The following is a 17,206-nucleotide window of genomic DNA, read 5'->3' on the forward strand; positions in this document are numbered from 1 at the left end:
GCCCGCTAGGGTTGGGGATGATCTCGCGAGTATCCTAAAGTCACCAAATTGGGTACAACGTTAGCAATAACAAACAGGGGCCACTCGCATGGATGAAAACACGATTCTTGGAATTGCTATTTCCGAACTAGTCAAGTCGGCGGCGAAAACGGGATTCGACGCGATCAGCTCTCAGGTAAAGCGTGGACTGAATTTTGGATTATCGGACTACCAAGACTACATAGATGGGCTATTTCAGCGTACACAAAAAATTCGCATTCTGGCGGCCCCAGACCAGCCGCGAAGCGTGTCCGATCTATATCAAAATGCGCGTCTGATTTCGAGCGCGCAAGAATACAACGACGATATTGTTATTGATCGTTTCATTGCAGGAGAAAGCTGCCTGATCCGCGGTGTTGCTGGCTCAGGAAAGTCCATGTTGGTGAAGTATGCTCTTCATCGAATACTAACTCAGCATAAAGACCGGTTTCCAATATTCATAGAATTGCGTAGCTATAACGATAAAGATATTCAGTTCAAGAATCATATAATAAATACGATTTCTGAGCAAATGAATAATAATGGAATTACATGGTCTCAGTTAATCAAGATAAAGCCGCTTCTATTTCTAGATGGGTTCGATGAGCTAAATGGCGATAAGCGGCCGAAGGTGATTGAATTTTTAGATTCAGCATTGGTGGCACCGCAAAATGTATCTGTATTCCTAACGAGTAGAGATACAAATGAAATTCAAGGTGTCGATGAGGTTCATGCATACAAACTTTCTCCATTTTCCCTCGAGGAGGTGACGTCACTGGTATCTAAAATATCTATATACTTGGAAAATGCATGCAATTTTATTAATGATTTGCCGGGTATGTACGAGAAACACAAAACTTTCTTATCCAATCCATTGCTTGTAAACATGATGCTCATTTCATATGAAGAAAAGATGGATTTCCCGCTCAAAATTGAAGCATTTTATGATCAAGCCTTTGATGCATTATTTGAGAGGCATGATTTAAGAAAAAAGGGATATAAACGTCAGCGTTACACTTCATTTGATATTGTTGACATGTCCATCTTTTTTGAAATCTTTTGTGCCAAGAGTTATTTCGACGGGCTCAGGGATTTCAATGTTGGACAGCTTCGTGACTGTGTTGAGTTTGTTAATAGTAAGCGTGATGACCTTAAGCAAAGGGCTAATGGGATAGACGCCGTTGTTAAGGATTTAACTGAATCGACTTGCCTGATGCAGTATGATTCGGGGCGTTACTATTTTTCTCATAGGTCGTTCCAAGAGTATTTCTGTTCAAAATTCTTATCGAAGTTGGATAAGGATAAGTTATTATCTTCATGTGTATATTTGGAGGCTAAGTACTGGAGCGATCGAGTATTGGATCACGCTTTACAGATTGATAGGGTCTCATTAGAGAAGTACTATATAATTCCTCGAATTGAAAAGCTACTCAAGGGAATTGAGGGTGCCCGACGCCCATGGCTCAAGGCACTGTTTGATGCTTACGGAACCATTGTTATCCATCAGGGGCATTCGGTAGGGCTTCGAGGTGGTGAATATTTAAATTTCATCAGGCTATTGAGTAATAATTATTCAAATGTTCCGTTTTTCGACGATCTGTTTGATGCGGTGGTTGATGCTAGAGGGTCGTTGCCTGCTCTGAACGAAAGTCTTCCGCCTAGACTTAAACAAGGAAGTGGTGATAAAGGGGTGACGGTTATAAAATTTGCCCATTACAATGAAGAAATACTTGTTAGTTTGGGTGTTGATTCAATCGGGAACCAATTGTTGAACCGATTAAAAATATTGAGAGATGAATTGATTTCTAATGTTGCCAAAATGGACATCAAAATTGATGATCTGTTTTAATCAAGGCGTTGATTTTTCCGCCGGCTAGATCCGCGCGGCAGAGAAGGCCTGCGTATCAATAGCCGGTGTCTCATCACTCATCAGCGAAGCGAGGACGTCGCCGGACCCCATGGCCTGGGTCCAGCCGAGATGGCCGTGACCGGTCACCAGCCAGAGACCCTTTGCCCGTGTTTCGCCGATGAAGGGGCGTCCATCCGCCGACATGGGACGGAAGCCGCACCAGGCCTTCTCTTCTCCCGACAGCAGCGTGTCGGCGATTTGCGGATAGATCGAGCGCAGGAGATTGCGCAGATTGTCGACGCGGTCTTCGCGCAGCGTCCGGTCGAGCCCGGTGAATTCTGCTGTCCCGGCAATGCGCAGCCGGTCGCCCATCGGCGTGGCAATCGTGTGCAAGGCCTCATCCACGACGGGCAGGCCCGGACGTTCATTGAGGCCCGACATGTCCAGGGTGAGGGAATAGCCTTTTACCGGACGCACCGGCAGGTGCAGGCCGAGCGGGGCGAGGAGTTTCCAGCTGGCATGGCCGGTCGCCAGCACAACGGCCTCCACTTCGATCTCTTCATCATCCGTGCGTACGCCGATAATATGGCCGGCCCGGTCGATCAGTTCGTGAACGCGCGTCTGCCATTCGAACTTCACGCCAGCCGCTTCGGCACGCTTGGCCAGTTCGCGGGTGAAAGCGCGCGCATCGCCGGACTCATCCAGCGGGTAGAAGACAGAGCCGGCGATCTGGTCACGCACGGCTTCCAGCATGGGTTCGCGGGCCAGGGTCTGCTCGACGTCCAGAATTTCTGATGCCAGCCCCATGTCGGCGAGCGTCTTGTTGATCCCGTCCCGCACGGCTTCCGGCGGCGCCTCGCGGCAAATTTTCAACGTGCCGCGGCTGAGATTGTCATAGTCCAGCTTCTCTGCCTCGCGCACGGCCTGGGTGAGTTTCAGGGAGTGATGGGAGAGGGCGAAATTGGCCTGGCAGGCGGCTTCATAGGGTTTGCGACGGGAATTCCACAGGAAGCGCAGCCCCCAGGGCGTCAGACCGGGCACGGCTTTCAGCCGCAGCTTCATCGGCGAGTGCGGGTCGGCGAGCGATGAGAGAAGCTGCCAGTGCACGCCGGGTGCATTCCAGGGTTCCGGTTCGGACGGGGTCAGGGCCCCGGCATTGGCGAAACTGGTTTCCTCGGCCGGTCCGTCATGCGCATCGAACACGGTCACACGGTGACCGCGCTGGCGCAAAGCCCAGGCGGAGGCGATTCCGGCCAGGCCGGCGCCAATGATCAGGATTTCCTTTGCAGGCAAGGCAGCCTCCGGCAAGCGAGATACACGGGCTGGTTTGAACTTCGTGACAATACGGATAAAAGCAAGCCGTTAGTGCGCTTCACCCGATCCGGATGTCATGGATTCTCTGGTTGCCCAGCTTAAGGCGCTTGCCGAGCCGACCCGCTTGCGTATCACCGCCCTTCTGTCGCGGGGAGAGCTGACGGTCTCCGAACTGGTCCAGATCCTGGGGCAGAGCCAGCCGCGTGTGTCGCGCCATCTCAAACTCCTGACCGAAGCCGGACTGGCGGAACGCCTGCCGGAAGGCGCCTATGTCTTCTACCGGCTGACCGAGGCTGGAGGCGGGCGTCGCCTGGCCCAGATGGCCAATGATCTCCTGCCCGAGGAAGATCCGGTGATGACCCGGGACTTCTCGCGCCTGGAAGCCATCAAACAGTCGCGTGCCGATGCCGCCCAGGCCTATTTCGAGAGTGTGGCGGAAGACTGGGACCGGATCCGCTCCTTCCATCTGGCCGACCATGAGGTCGAGGCCGCGATGCGCAAGCTGGCCGGTGACGGCCCGTTTGATCTGATGATCGATGTCGGTGTCGGTACGGGCCGCGTGCTGGAGGTTTTCTCCGACCGTCTCAAGCGCGGGATCGGCGTCGACATCAACCATTCCATGCTGAACATGGCGCGCCTGAACCTGGAAAAGGCGGGCTTGCGCCATTGCTCCGTGCGCCATGCCGATGTCGGGGCGCTGCCCTTTGACACGTCGGCGGCCGATCTGGTGACGGTTCACCAGGTACTCCACTATCTGGAAGATCCCGGCCTTGCCGTGGAGGAATGCGCCCGTGTGCTCAAGCCCGGCGGCAATCTCCTGATCGTGGATTTCGCCCCGCACCAGCTGGAGACCCTGCGCGAGGATCACTACCACCGCCGGCTCGGTTTCTCAGACGAGGAAATGCGCAGCTGGATCGAAAGTGCGGGTCTGAAACTGAGCGAACAAGTCGCGCTTCACCCGGAAGAGCCGGGTGGCCAGCTCACCATGAAAATCTGGGTCGCGGCCAAGCCTGCATAATTTCACAGCTAGGCGGCCGGCCTTTTCAGGCTAGACTGCTCCTCGGTTTTTTGTGGGGGCAAGTATGAAAGCCGTGTTGAATCTGGTGAGTCTCGCCGCGCTGGGGGCGCTGGGCGCAGGCATTTATTTCACCCAAGGTCAGGAGCCGGCCGGACCGGCACCGGATGTCACGCCGGATCCGGTCGTGATGGAAGACAGCGTGGACGAGGGGGCTGTGGCCGACGAAGGCGTTGATGCGCCGGAGGTCGATGCCGAGGCTGAACCTCAAGCAGCCCGCTATACGGTCGATGGCACACAGCCGGGCTATTTCGTTCCGAACGTGGATATCCGCTTCGGCAATTATCTGCTGACCAGCATCATGGTCGAGCCGGCCTATAACGGGTTCGAGGAACGCGTGATGCTGTCGCTGGAAGATACCAGCCAGGTCGCCGGCTCGAACGAGTATGGCGATTACTATCAGGGCTATCCTTTCCAGGTGGATGACTGGTCGGTCACGCCGGAGGGTGTGATGATTTCGGCCAGCCATGCCGAGCTGGGCATGCTCAGCTTCACCGCCAGCTATGATCCGGCCGGTTATGCGGCCTGGACGTCGGGCGAGGATGCCGTCGGCGAACTCCTGATCGCGGACGTTTCCCTGAATGATGTGACCCGTGAAGGCGTTAGTCTGGCCTTCTGGGTGGGTGACTGAGGCTTCACCGCTGGCACGCGCCCGGCGCATGGGCCAGTGAAGGCTTTGACTTTCCCGCTTGCTTTTGCGGAAATCCCGGTGAATGTGCGCGCGCTGAACACCGGGAGTTCCCTTGAGCACGAGCCGAAAGAAATCTTCCAGCAAGAGCGAACGCCGCGGCGGCGCGCCGTCCATCATTGTGGGCTGGCGTGAATGGGTTGGTTTGCCCGATCTCGGGGATTTCCGGGTCAAGGCGAAGATCGACACGGGCGCGCGGACCTCGGCGATCCATGCCTGGAAGATCCAGCCGTTCGAAAAGGATGGTGAGCCCTGGGTGCGCTTCGAGCTGCATCCGAACCAGGATGACAATCTCACCCGTATCCCCTGCGAGATGCCGGTTCTGGAGAGCCGCGAGATCCGCAGTTCAAACGGCCAGGTCCAGACGCGCTATGTCGTCTCGACCCGGTTGCGCATCGGTCCGCATGTCTGGCCGATCGAACTGACACTGACGCGCCGGGATGAAATGGGATTCCGGATGCTGATCGGGCGCACAGCCCTGCGGCCCAATGCGCTGGTTGACCCGGCGCGCTCCTTTCTGTGCCCCGCAACCCTTTAGTTCACCCGGTTTCATTGCTATCCAACCCCCCATAGCTGTCCGGACAGGCGGAGAATGATATGCGACTGATAATGCTGGCCCGTAACGCCAATCTGTACTCCCACAAGCGATTGGTGGAGGCCGCAGAGGCGCGGGGTCACGAGATCGATATCTACGATACGCTCAAGCTTTACATGGACATCACCTCCCACAAGCCGGAGCTGCGCTATCAAGGGCGGGCTCTGCCGAAAGTGGATGCCGTCATCCCGCGGATCGGCGCCTCGATCACCAGTTACGGCATGGCCGTGGTGCGCCAGTTCGAGATGATGGGCGTGTGGGCGGCCAATGAAAGCGTCGCCATCGGTCGTTCTCGCGACAAGCTGCGCTCTTTGCAGCTCCTGTCCCGTGCCGGTCTCGGCCTGCCCGTGACAGCCTTTGCCCATGACACCAGCATGACCGATGACGTGCTCGACATTGTCGGTGGCGAGCCGGTGGTGATCAAACTGCTGGAAGGTACGCAGGGCGTCGGCGTCGTGCTGGCGGAAACCCGCCGTTCGGCCAAGTCCGTGATCGAGGCCTTCCGCGGCGCCAAGGTGGACATCCTGGTCCAGGAATTCATCAAGGAAGCCGGCGGTGCGGACATCCGGACCATTGTGGTCGGCGGCAAGGTCGTGGCGGCCATGAAGCGCCAGGGTGCCGAGGGCGATTTCCGCTCCAACCTCCATCGCGGCGGTACGGCCGGCAAGATCAAGCTGACCCCGGAGGAGCGCTCCACCGCGGTGCGGGCGGCCAAGGTGATGGGGCTGAATGTCGCCGGTGTCGACATGCTGCGCTCCAATCATGGACCGGTGATCATGGAGGTGAATTCCTCTCCCGGCCTGGAAGGCATCGAGAATGCCACGGGCGTGGATGTCGCCGCGCAGATCATTGACTTCATCGAGAAGAATGCCGTGCCGGGCAAGACCAAGACGCGCGGCAAGGGATGAGCCGCGAGCCCTTCGAGATTGCCGGCCGAAAGGTCGCAGCCGGCACACGGGCCGTCGTCGAAATCCCGGTCTCCGTTCTTTCTGACCAGACGCCGATGTCGCTGTCGGTCCATGTCATTCATGGCCGCCGGCCCGGCCCGACCGTCTTTGTCTCCGCCTGTATCCATGGCGACGAGATCATCGGTGTCGAGATCATCCGCCGCCTGATCCGGACGCCGCAATTGCGCTCGATTGCCGGCACGCTGATCTGCATTCCGGTGGTCAACACCTACGGCTTCATCTCGCATTCGCGCTATCTGCCCGACCGCCGTGACCTCAACCGCTCCTTCCCGGGCGCGGCGAGCGGATCCCTCGCGGCCCGTCTGGCCGATATCTTCATGACGGAAGTCGTGGAGCGCTGTGATGCGGGGATCGATCTCCACTCTGCCGCCCAGAACCGCACCAATCTGCCGCAGATCCGGGTTGATACCGGCGTGCCGGAAGCCTTCGAACTGGCGCGAGAATTTGCCAGCCCGGTCGTCGTGCATTCCAGCCTGCGGGATGGTTCCCTGCGCGGGGCCGCCCAGGCCCGGGGCAAGCCGGTGATCGTCTATGAAAGCGGAGAAGCGCTGCGCTTTGACGAGACCGCCCTGCGGCTCGGCGTGAAGGGCGTGCTGCGCGTCCTGCGCAAGCTGGACATGATCCGCGCCGACAAGGGGCTCAAGTCGAAACTCGTCTCGGAACTGTCCAAGAAGAGCACTTGGCTGCGGGCGCCGGCCGGCGGCGTTCTGCGCATGCACCGCTCGATCGGCCAGCATGTCGAGAAGGGGGAGCTGATCGGCGTGCTCAGTGATCCGCTGGGCGAGCATGACGAGGAAATTCTCTCGCCGGTTCCCGGCCTGATCATCGGCCGGACCATGCTGCCCATCGTCAATGAAGGCGATGCGATCTGCCATGTCGCGGAGATCGTGAAACGCCGCAATGACGAACCCATGGCCCAGCTGGACGACATGCTGGGCAGTGATCCGCTTTTCGATGAAGACGAGATCATCTAGGAGGCAAACCTGCCCCTCTTCGGGAAGGGCAGGTTGCGCATTCGGCTCAGCTGGTCGGGATGATGACCCGGTCCACAATGTGGATGATGCCGTTGGCCGTACGGATATCGGCCTGGATCACTTCGGCATTGCCAACGCGGACGCCATCCGTGGCATCGATCAGGACCGTTGAACCCTCGACAGTCTCAACAGACTGGATCGATCCTGCCAGTTGGTCCGAGGTCACGGCGCCAGCGACCACATGATAGGTCAGCAGATCGACGAGTTCGTGGCGGTTGGCCGGTTCCAGCAGGCGCTCGACCTCGCCGTGCGGCAGGTTGGCAAAGGCCGAGTCCACCGGGGCGAACACCGTGAAGGGACCATCGCCTTTGAGGGTATCGACCAGGCCGGCTGCCTGGACAGCGGCGACCAGTGTGTTGAACTGGCCGGCGGCCACGGCGGTGTCGACAATGTCGGCTTGCGCCATGGCGTGACCGCCGCCGTGATGATCCATCTTGGACTTGACCGGTTCCGGCTGGTCGCTGGCCAGGGCCGGAGCGGAAATGAGGGCGGCAGACAGAACTGCCAGGGAAATGAGACGCATCGGGTACTCCCTTGTGCTTCATGGAGTGCCGGCGGTGGCCGCCGCCCGGCAACATTCGGTGGTCTCATGCATGGACATGACTGGGTACGGGCCTGTTGCCGGGCCGGATCAAACCTGTCCGATGATTAATGTGCGGCGCTTTGCGCGGACCGGTCCTAGCCGCCGAAACCGCCGCCGCCGGGCGTTTCGATCTCGACGCTGTCGCCGGTCTCTACCTCGATGCGGAACAGGCCGGGCAATTCCTCGACCTGACCGTCCCGCCAGACGCGTTGCTGGCCGGGCAAGGCATCGCCGCCGCCCATCAGTCCGAACGGGTTCTCGTTTCGCCGGGATGAGAGGAGGGCGACTTCCATCGGCTCCAGGAATTGCAAGCGGCGCACCGAACCATCGCCACCGCGCCAGCGTCCGGTCCCGCCGGACCCGTTGCGGATACGGTGGTGGATGACGCGGACGGGATAGCGCCGTTCCAGCACTTCCGGATCAGTCATCCGCGAATTGGTCATATGGGTGTGGATGGCGCTCTCGCCGGCAAACCCGTCGCCTTCGGCATCAAGGCCGGCTCCGGCTCCGCCACAGATCGTCTCGTAATACTGGTGATTGGCATTGCCGAAGGTGAGATTGTTCATCGTGCCCTGGCAGGCGGCGAGACGCCCGGTCGCACCGAACAGCGCATCCACGACGAGCTGGCTGGTCTCCACATTGCCGGCCACGACAGCGGCGGGCGGACGCGGATTGAGCAGGCAGCCATCCGGGATGATCAGCTCGATCGGCTTCAAACATCCCTCATTGAGCGGGATGGCATCGCCAACCAGGCAGCGGAAGACATAGAGAACGGCGGCCCGCGCCACCGAGGAGGGCGCGTTGAAATTGCTGTCGCGCTGGTGCGAAGTGCCGGTGAAGTCGACGACCGCCGTCCGGTCCTCGCGATTGACGGCGATGCTGACACAGATTTGCGCGCCATCATCCAGCCGCACCGTATGATGGCCATCGCTCAAGGCCTCGATGACGCGGCGAACTGCGCGTTCGGCATTGTCCTGGACATGGCCCATATAGGCTTTCACCACATCCAGCCCGTTGTCGGAGACCAGGCGATGGAGCTCCTGGGCGCCGCGGGCGCAGGCGGCCAGCTGGGCCTTCATGTCGGCGATATTCTGGTCCGGCTTGCGGGCGGGATGCGCACTGGAGGCGAGAATCTCGCGCACAAGGGTTTCGTCGAATTCCCCGCCGCTCATCACTTTCACATTACGGAATTGCACGCCTTCCTCGTCGATCGTCCGCGAGAAGGGCGGCATGGAACCCGGGGCGATCCCGCCGACATCGGCATGGTGGCCGCGCGCCGCGACATAGAAGAGGCGCTCGCCGCTTTTCGCATCATGCACCGGGGTCACCAGCGTGATGTCCGGCAAATGCGTGCCGCCATCATAGGGCGCGTTGACGGCGACCGCGTCGCCGGGTCCGAGATCGGGATGGGCATCGGCGGCGGCACGGACCGAGGCGGACATGGAGCCCAGATGGACCGGCATGTGCGGGGCATTGGCGACGAGCCCGCCGTCCGCGTCGAACACGGCGCAGGAGAAGTCCAGCCGTTCCTTGATATTCACCGAGTGCGCCGTTCGCTCCAGCGCAACACCCATCTGCTCGGCCACACTCATGAAACGCTTGTTGAAGAGTTCCAGCCGGACGGGGTCAAGCTCGGTACTTTGACCGTCGTCCTGGCGGGCACCGGTGCGTTCCAGGCTCAGCGTGCCATCGTCCAGCCGGACGGCCTCCCACCCCCGGTCGACAACAATGGTGGTGTTGGGGTCCATGATCAGGGCGGGCCCGGCGATGCGCGCCTCCGGCCCGAACTCGTCCAGCGGATAGACGGCGATGTCCTGCCACTGTCCCTGGTCGAACAGGCGGACCTGTCCGGCAGGATCCGGTGCCGGTGTGCCCGCGGGCGGCATGTCGATCGTCCAGTCGCTGGAACCGGGCGGTTCGGCCTCGGCCTCCACACTCACCGATTCAATCACCAGATCGCCAGCGGGAATGAAGCCGAACAGGCGTTTGTGCGCCTCGGCGAACTGCGCCTCCATCGTCGCGCGATCCGCTTCAGCCACCGGGATGGAGGTGTCCGAACCGGAGACTTTCAACCGCCATTCGCGACTGACCCGGATCATGTCTTGCGGCAAGCCCTGCGCGGTCAGCGCGGCGCGGGCTTCATCGCCCAGACTGGATGTGAGGGTGCGGGCGCGTGCTTCCGCACGGCCAAGGTCTTCCTCGACGGCACCCAGCCGGGTTTCGCGGATCTCGGCCAGGCCGATGCCCAGGGCCGACAGGAGACCGCCATAAGGGTGGATCAGCACTGTGGTCATGCCCAGCGCGTCGGCCACACGGCAGGCATGCTGCGCGCCCGCACCGCCAAACGCCGCCAGCGCATAGCGTGACGGGTTCACCCCCTGACCGATGGAGATCTGCTTGATCGCCTGGGCCATGCTCTCAACGGCGACAGCCAGGAAACCCTCGGCGGCTTCTTCCGGGCCGGACAGGCCCATCGCCTCGGCCAGCTCGCCCAGGGCGCGGCGTGACGCCTCGACATCCAGCGGCTGGTCGGAGGTTTCGCCGAAGACGTGGGGGAACCAGTCCGGCTGGATGCGGCCCAGCACGATATTCGCGTCAGTGACGGCCGCCGGTCCGCCGCGGCCATAGCCAGCCGGTCCCGGCATGGCACCGGCACTGTCCGGGCCGACCCGCGCGCGTTCACCGTCGAAGGTCAGGATCGAGCCGCCTCCGGCCGCCACGGTGTGCACCGCCATCATCGGTGCGCGCAGCCGGTGACCGGCGACGAGGGTTTCCTGGACCCGGTCATAGGCATCGCCGTCGAAACGGGAGACATCGGTGGACGTGCCACCCATGTCGAACCCGATCACCCGGTCATGTCCGGCGCGCTTGGCGGTCTTGGCCATGCCGACCACGCCGCCTGCTGGTCCGGACAGGACAGCGTCGCGAGCATGGAAACCACCCGCCGGTGCCAGTCCGCCGGAGGATTGCATGAAGAAGAGCGGCGTGCCGTCCAGCCCGCGGTCCACGCGATTGACGTATTCGCGAAGGACCGGGGTGAGATAGGCATCCAGCACGCTGGTGGAGGCGCGGGGACCGATCTTCACCAGCGGCGAGGCGATGGAGGAGCGGATGATGGTGTTGATACCGCACTCGCGGGCGATCTCTTCCAGGCGCACTTCATGAATGTCATTGGCATAGGCATGCATCAGGGCGATGGCGACGGTCTTGAACCCGTCAGCCTGGGCCTGTTCCAGAATCTGGCGGGCGGCCTCGGCATTCAGGCCTTCGACAATATCGCCCTGTGCGTCGAGGCGTTCCTCGATTTCCACGACCCGGTCATAGAGCGGATCGGGACGATTCAGATCGAGGGCGAAAATATCCGGGCGGGTCTGGTCTCCGATGATCAGGAGATCGGCAAAACCCTTGGTGACCAGGAAGAGGGTTTTCGTGCCCTTGCGCTCCAGAAGAGCATTGGTGGCCACGGTCGTGCCCATCTTCACGGCCTGGACTTCAGCGCCCTGTGACAGGCGGCGCACGCCTTCACTCGCGGCATCGGGGTAGTCGGGGCTTTCAGAGAGAAGCTTGAGCGCGTGCAGGCGTCCATCCGGCGCCCGGCCGATGACATCCGTGAACGTACCGCCGCGGTCGATCCAGAATTCCCATTCGCCCTGCACGTGCTCGCTCATATCCGTCGCCCATGGCTGCAAACCGGTCGGAGGGTAAGCATGGCGCGACGCGGTTCAACAGGCTTAAGCTGGTCGAATTCGCAGTTTATGCTGTGGCAGCTCTCGCGTCTGGCGTGCGGGATACCTAAATGACGCCCCGGAGGGCGGAGAAATGAGTTTCTGGCAAAGGTTGGCAGATCGGCTGAAGGGCCGCGACTGCTTCCTCGAGTGCGAGGGCTGCGATGAACGCGCCGCCCAGCACAATGTCGAGGACGCCGACTTTGCCATGGCGCTGATCGGGCTGGGGGCCAAGATGGCCAAGGCTGACGGCATTGTTTCCCGCTCGGAGGTCCGCGCCTTCTATGAAGTCTTCAAGCCGCCGCCGGAAGGGCGCGAGTCGCTGGACCGGGCCTTCCAGCTGGCGACCCAGACCACGCTGGGTTTTGACGGCTATGCCCGCCGGCTGGCGCGGCGCTTCCGCTGTTATCCGGCCATCCTGGAAGATGTGCTGGACGGCCTCTTTCATGTCGCCAAGGCCGATGGTGCCGTGACGCCGGACGAGATGAGCTATCTGGAACAGGTCGCGGACATTTTCGGCTTCAGCGAGAGTGAATTCCGCCGTATCCGCTCGGCTCATATCGAGCCGGACGCGGACGATCCCTATGTCATTCTGGGTATCGAAGCTGACATCTCCGATACCGATCTGCGCCGTGCCTATCGCCGCATCGCCTCACAGAATCACCCTGACCGGCTGATCGCCCGGGGGGCGCCGCTGGAAATCCAGAAGCTGGCGGATGAAAAAATGGCAGCAATCAACACGGCTTACGGGGCGATCCTGCAGGAGCGTGGGCTGGTGACACGGGCGGCCGGCTGACCGGCTTGGTTCAGCAGGGGGGAATACAGGACCTGTCATTCCCCCTCAAAATCGCGTCGGTGAATTCTTAATTCGGTATGCGGAAAATGGCGCGGCAAAAGGCAGTTAGCCCGCGGGGCTCGCGGAAAGCCCTCTTGTCGCACCGGCCATGAATTGACCTTTGCCCCAGTCATGCCAACATGGAGTGGTAGGCCAAGGGGGCAAAACGGAGAGAGACATCGATGACCGAGACGCGTCATAGCCAGACTTCGTTCTTCTCAGCCGGCTTCGCCCGTACCCGGGCCGGGCGGATCGTGCGCGACGTGCTCGCGGCGCTGATCGCCGTGGCCTTCCTGGCGCTCGTCGTCTTCCTGGCGGCCATGCTGACCGCTGCCTTCCTGGTGCTCGCCGGGATCGGTCTGCTGGCGGGCTGCGCCTATTGGCTCTGGCGCAAGCTGCGCGGCGGTCCGCGCCGCAAGGGCAGTGCCGAGGATGACATCCTGGTTGCCACGCGCGGCCCCGATGGCTGGACGGTCGAAGGCCTCGGCCGCTAGCGGTTTCCCGCAATTGTGACTTTCAACCCGAAACGGCCCGGCTAGTCTGGGCCGTCTTCGTTTCTGCCTGCCCCTGACGGTCCGGGAGACTGTTCGTGCGTCGTTTCATACCGCTTTTCATCCTCATCCTCCTGCCGCTCATGCTGGTGGGCTGTGTTTCCATGGCGCTGCCGAAAGTCTCGGCCCGCACGCCGGACACGGCGGCTCGTCCCGCACTGGACGGTATCGACCAAGCGGATTGGGAAGCACAGCGGGCCGGCCTGTTGCAGCAATTCCAGAACGAGGTCTATGGCGCCTGGCCGGCACGCAGCGATGTCCGCGTGGTCGCGCAGGAGGTGATCGCCACCGACGCCTATGACGGGGCCGGACGGATCGAGCAAATCCATCTGGAGATGGGCGGGCAGGACACCTATCTCGCCGTCATCCTGCCCAATCAGGTCGAGGGCCCGGTGCCGGCGATCATCCTGCAGACCTTCTGCGGCAATGTCCCGGCCCTGGGCTGGCGCGAGGGCATTGAAGGGCCGACCACGTCCTATTTCCAGGAATGCGGTGAGCACGGCTTTGCCAGTTTCACCGTGCGGCAGATTTTCGGCCGCCACATCATGACCCCGCCGGTCGAGGAGATTCTCGACCACGGTTATGCCCTGGTCTTCCACTATTCCGGTGACATTGTCCCCGACGCCAATGGTCCGGCCCAGGAGGCGCTGACCGAGCTGTCACCCGATGCGCAAAGCGGCGGTGTCATCGCTTGGGCCTGGGCCTATTCCCGCGTCGTGGACGTGCTGGAAGAGGATCCGCGCTTCGACCGCGACCGGATGGCAGTCTGGGGGCATTCGCGCAATGGCAAGTCGGCCCTTGTCGCGGCCGCCTTCGATGAACGGATCGATCTCGTCATCGCCCACCAGGCCGGAACCGGCGGCACGACGCTGACCCGGTCCGATGCCGGTGAAAGCGTCGCCCAGATCACCGATACCTATCCCTATTGGTTCAGCCCGAATTACACGGGTTATGCCGGGCGCGAAGAGCTGATCCCGGTCGATCAGCACCAGCTGATCGCCCTGATGGCGCCGCGCCCGCTTCTGATCGGCGGGGCCTGGCGGGACCAATGGTCCGATCCGGGCGGCAGCTACCGCGCCGCCCAGGGTGCCACGCCCATCTATCAGCTCTATGGCTCACAAGGTCTGGAGCAGGAGGCGCTGGGAGCGTTCGACCCGCAGGCCGATATCGCCGTCTTCATGCGCAATGGCTTGCACGGCGTGACGGCAGTGGACTGGCAGAACTTCCTCGCCTTCCTGGATGCGCATTTCTCCCCGGATGAGGGTGTCGCGACCACGGATTAGCGCTTGCCCCTTCTGGCGCAGCGGTCCATGACGGACACATGCGTTTACGGGATTTCCTCGCCCTGATGGCCGTTTGCGTGGTCTGGGGCATCAACTTCATCGTGGCGAAATTTTCCGTGACCGGTGCCCCGGGTTGGGTGCCGGGCTTTGACGGCGTGCCGCCCATCTTCTTCGCCTTCATGCGTTTTGCGCTGCTCTATGCGGTGCTGGCACCCTGGATCCGGCCCATTCCGGCCAAGCTGGGCACGATGATTGCCATCGGTCTCACCATGGGCGCCGCGCAATACGTGCTCATGTTCATGGGGCTGCGCTGGGCGACGCCGTCGGGCATGGCGATTGCCGTCCAGACCGGTGTGCCCTTCGCCACCATTCTCTCGGTCGTCTTCCTGAAGGAGAAGGTCGGGCTGACGCGTGTGATGGGCATTGTCCTGTCCTTTGTCGGTGTTGCCCTGGTGATCGCCAATCCGGCCGAGATGGACTTGTCCATCGGTCTCCTGATCGGCATTGGCGCGGCCTTCGCTGCCGCGGTCGGCATGATCCTGGTCAAACAGATGCCGCTCGACTCGATCCGCATGCAGGCCTGGATCGGGCTGATCTCGGCGCCGCCCCTGCTGGCGCTCTCCCTGACCTTCGAGACCGGGCAGATGCAGTCCATCGTGGATGGCGGCTGGCCGATCTTCCTCGCGGTCGCCTTCACCGTGCTGCTGGTGAATGTCTTCGGGCATGGCGTCTTCTATGACCTGCTGCAGCGTTATGACGCCACGCTGATTGCCCCGCTCACCCTGATGGCGCCCTTTATCGGGGTGATTGCCGGCCTGACCGTGACCGGTGACCCGTTCGGCTGGCGCCTGATCGCCGGTGGCGCGCTGACCCTGATCGGGGTCGGCATCATCGCGCTGCGCCCCAACAAGAAACTGCCGACCGCCGCCCTGGCCCGCGAGAAGACGCTGTGAGCCTGAAGCCGATTTCCGCGCCGTCGCCGAACTACAACAAGCGTCGCGGCCCGATCCGCTATGTCGTCGTCCACTATACCGGGATGAAGACGGGGCAGGCGGCACTGGAGCGTCTGCGCGACAAGGAGGCCAGTGTCTCCTCCCACTATCTGGTGGAAGAGGATGGCCGCCTGTTCCAACTGGTCGATGAGCACCATCGTGCCTGGCATGCCGGGCGCGGCAGCTGGCGCGGGGAGGGGGATCTCAATTCTGCCTCCATCGGCATCGAGATCGTCAATCCCGGCCATGAATTCGGCTTTCCCGATTATCCGGAAGCCCAGATCGATACCGTGATCGCGCTCGTGCGAGACATTCTGGCCCGCCACAATCTGCCGCCGGAAGCCGTGATCGGTCATTCCGACCTGGCCCCCGGCCGCAAGATTGATCCGGGCGAGAAATTCCCCTGGGACCGTCTGGCGCGCGAGGGCTGCGCCGCGGCACTGCCAGGCGAAAAGGCCGAGGGTGAACCGGCGGCCTTGCTCAAACTGATCGGCTATACGCTCGAGCCGGGTCTGAAACCCGTCGTCGAGGCTTTCCAGCGGCGCTGGCGTCCGGCGCGTGTTGACGGGCAGATCGATGCCGAAACCCGCGCCCTGATCGAGCGTGTCGCGTCGCTGGGGTAAGCAGTGTTTCCAGCCGGGAGACCCGGCGGTCCGCATTCCCTCCTGACCTTGGACCTTCGCTCCCTCATCATGCACGCATGCAAGGAGGAGGCGGCCAATGGGTATTATCCATTCCTGGGCCGGAGGCGTGCATGCCCTGGCGGCGCTGCTGGCGCTATGGTGGGGCTGGCAGGCATTGAGGCAACCCAAGGCAAATCGCAATCACCGGCGCATCGGCTATGCCTATAGCGGCGCGATGGGGGTGTTGCTGCTGGCGGGTATTCCAATGCTCGAAAACGGGTTCACGGCCTTCCACGCCCTGTCTGTTGTGTCTGCGATCACTTTGGCCGGCGGGATATACATGATCCGGCGGGCCCGGTCGGCAGCGACGCCAAAGGAGAGGCGCGCCCGGGTCTTTGCGCACTACAAATTCATGACCTGGTCCTATGCGGGCCTTGTCGCGGCGGGCGTTGCGCAGGTCTCCACACGCCTGCTCGTCGCCACTTTCGGTCTGCAATATTTCTGGTGGTTCGTCGTTGTGGCCTCGGTCGCTGTGTGCATCGTGGCGGCGATCTGGATCCGGCGGTTCGAACGCAACGGTCTGGAACGCTATCTTGCTGTCGTGAACCGGGCGGCTTGACCTGAGCGACGACGGAAGGCATGTGCACTGCCGATCAGGTGGCTGGACGGCCGCGGTGGCAAGGCTGGAAACGGCGCCATCGAGGAAAGTCCGGGCTCCACGGAGACAAGGTGCCGGGTAACTCCCGGCGGGGGTGACCCCAGGGAAAGCGCAGCAGAGAGCAGACCGCCGGGGCTTCGGCACCGGTAAGGGTGAAAGGGTGCGGTAAGAGCGCACCGCCCCGACCGCAAGGAAGGGGGCACGGCAAGCCCCACCTGGAGCAAGACCGAATAGGGATGAACGGGTTCGCCCACATGCGTCTCCGCATGTCATCCGGGTAGGTCGCACCAGGCCGTCCGCAAGGTCGGCCGCAGATGAATGGTCGTCGCCCCGGTTCGCCGGGGAACAGAACCCGGCTTACAGGCCACCTGATCCTTTCTTTCCATATCCGCATCAATGGGTGTTGCGCGACGGG

At 61.7% G+C, this 17,206-nt stretch carries 15 protein-coding genes and 1 other RNA gene; 13 read left to right on the top strand and 3 right to left on the bottom strand.

What is annotated here, in order from left to right; all coding sequences use genetic code 11:
• Positions 1-88 precede the first annotated feature (88 nt).
• Positions 89-1,867 carry an NACHT domain-containing protein gene (locus I0K07_RS06045; protein WP_203291945.1) on the top strand — a complete coding sequence of 593 codons (1,779 nt, stop codon included), beginning with the start codon at positions 89-91 and terminating at the stop codon, positions 1,865-1,867.
• A 24-nt stretch (positions 1,868-1,891) separates the two neighbouring features.
• Here the strand turns inward: I0K07_RS06045 and I0K07_RS06050 are convergent, their stop codons facing one another.
• Positions 1,892-3,160 (bottom strand): D-amino acid dehydrogenase, encoded by a 1,269-nt coding sequence (locus tag I0K07_RS06050; RefSeq protein ID WP_203291946.1) that lies wholly within the window; start codon positions 3,158-3,160, stop codon positions 1,892-1,894.
• Between the two features lie 97 nt (positions 3,161-3,257).
• On the opposite strand from I0K07_RS06050, the gene I0K07_RS06055 reads away from it, so the two are divergent.
• The 5 genes from I0K07_RS06055 (at position 3,258) to I0K07_RS06075 (ending at position 7,481) form a co-directional block, all read left to right on the top strand.
• Positions 3,258-4,199: an ArsR/SmtB family transcription factor gene (locus I0K07_RS06055; RefSeq protein WP_203291947.1), complete on the top strand. Its 942-nt coding sequence runs from the start codon at positions 3,258-3,260 to the stop codon at positions 4,197-4,199.
• Between the two features lie 64 nt (positions 4,200-4,263).
• Entirely contained in the window at positions 4,264-4,887 is a 624-nt protein-coding gene (locus I0K07_RS06060) for a hypothetical protein (protein ID WP_203291948.1), read from the top strand.
• Positions 4,888-4,999: 112 nt separating this feature from the next.
• Positions 5,000-5,482, top strand: a complete 483-nt coding sequence (locus I0K07_RS06065) for an ATP-dependent zinc protease family protein (protein ID WP_203291949.1) — start codon at positions 5,000-5,002, stop codon at positions 5,480-5,482.
• A gap of 59 nt (positions 5,483-5,541) precedes the next feature.
• Entirely contained in the window at positions 5,542-6,447 is a 906-nt protein-coding gene (gene rimK, locus I0K07_RS06070; protein ID WP_203291950.1) for a 30S ribosomal protein S6--L-glutamate ligase, read from the top strand.
• Positions 6,444-7,481: a succinylglutamate desuccinylase/aspartoacylase family protein gene (locus tag I0K07_RS06075; protein WP_203291951.1), complete on the top strand. Its 1,038-nt coding sequence runs from the start codon at positions 6,444-6,446 to the stop codon at positions 7,479-7,481. Before rimK ends, I0K07_RS06075 begins: the two co-directional genes overlap by 4 nt.
• Before the next feature lie 46 nt (positions 7,482-7,527).
• On the opposite strand, the gene I0K07_RS06080 is transcribed toward I0K07_RS06075, so the two are convergent.
• On the bottom strand, positions 7,528-8,064 hold the full coding sequence (locus tag I0K07_RS06080; RefSeq protein ID WP_203291952.1) for a fasciclin domain-containing protein: 537 nt from the start codon (positions 8,062-8,064) through the stop codon (positions 7,528-7,530).
• 155 nt (positions 8,065-8,219) lie between these two features.
• The gene (locus I0K07_RS06085; protein WP_203291953.1) at positions 8,220-11,792 is read right to left on the bottom strand and encodes a hydantoinase B/oxoprolinase family protein; all 3,573 of its coding nucleotides are present in this window, start codon (positions 11,790-11,792) and stop codon (positions 8,220-8,222) included.
• A gap of 151 nt (positions 11,793-11,943) precedes the next feature.
• Between I0K07_RS06085 and I0K07_RS06090 the strand changes: the two genes are divergently transcribed.
• The 7 genes from I0K07_RS06090 to rnpB all read left to right on the top strand — a co-directional run bounded on the left by I0K07_RS06090 (position 11,944) and on the right by rnpB (position 17,167).
• Complete coding sequence (locus I0K07_RS06090) at positions 11,944-12,645, top strand: molecular chaperone DjiA (RefSeq protein WP_203291954.1); 702 nt, start codon at positions 11,944-11,946, stop codon at positions 12,643-12,645.
• Positions 12,646-12,938: 293 nt separating this feature from the next.
• The gene (locus tag I0K07_RS15840) at positions 12,939-13,178 is read left to right on the top strand and encodes a hypothetical protein (protein WP_338041028.1); all 240 of its coding nucleotides are present in this window, start codon (positions 12,939-12,941) and stop codon (positions 13,176-13,178) included.
• A gap of 95 nt (positions 13,179-13,273) precedes the next feature.
• Positions 13,274-14,518, top strand: a complete 1,245-nt coding sequence (locus I0K07_RS06100) for a glucuronyl esterase domain-containing protein (RefSeq protein WP_203291956.1) — start codon at positions 13,274-13,276, stop codon at positions 14,516-14,518.
• Positions 14,519-14,556: 38 nt separating this feature from the next.
• A complete protein-coding gene (locus tag I0K07_RS06105) occupies positions 14,557-15,471 on the top strand; it encodes a DMT family transporter (protein WP_203291957.1) in 915 nt (304 codons plus the stop codon).
• Positions 15,468-16,133: an N-acetylmuramoyl-L-alanine amidase gene (locus tag I0K07_RS06110; protein ID WP_338041029.1), complete on the top strand. Its 666-nt coding sequence runs from the start codon at positions 15,468-15,470 to the stop codon at positions 16,131-16,133. Before I0K07_RS06105 ends, I0K07_RS06110 begins: the two co-directional genes overlap by 4 nt.
• A 97-nt stretch (positions 16,134-16,230) precedes the next feature.
• A complete protein-coding gene (locus I0K07_RS06115) occupies positions 16,231-16,752 on the top strand; it encodes a DUF2306 domain-containing protein (RefSeq protein WP_203291958.1) in 522 nt (173 codons plus the stop codon).
• A gap of 34 nt (positions 16,753-16,786) precedes the next feature.
• Positions 16,787-17,167: RNase P RNA component class A (gene rnpB, locus I0K07_RS06120), an RNA gene on the top strand.
• The last annotated feature ends 39 nt before the right edge of the window (positions 17,168-17,206 follow it).

It is taken from the genome of Maricaulis parjimensis (assembly GCF_016817355.1).
Lineage (GTDB): Bacteria > Pseudomonadota > Alphaproteobacteria > Caulobacterales > Maricaulaceae > Maricaulis > Maricaulis parjimensis.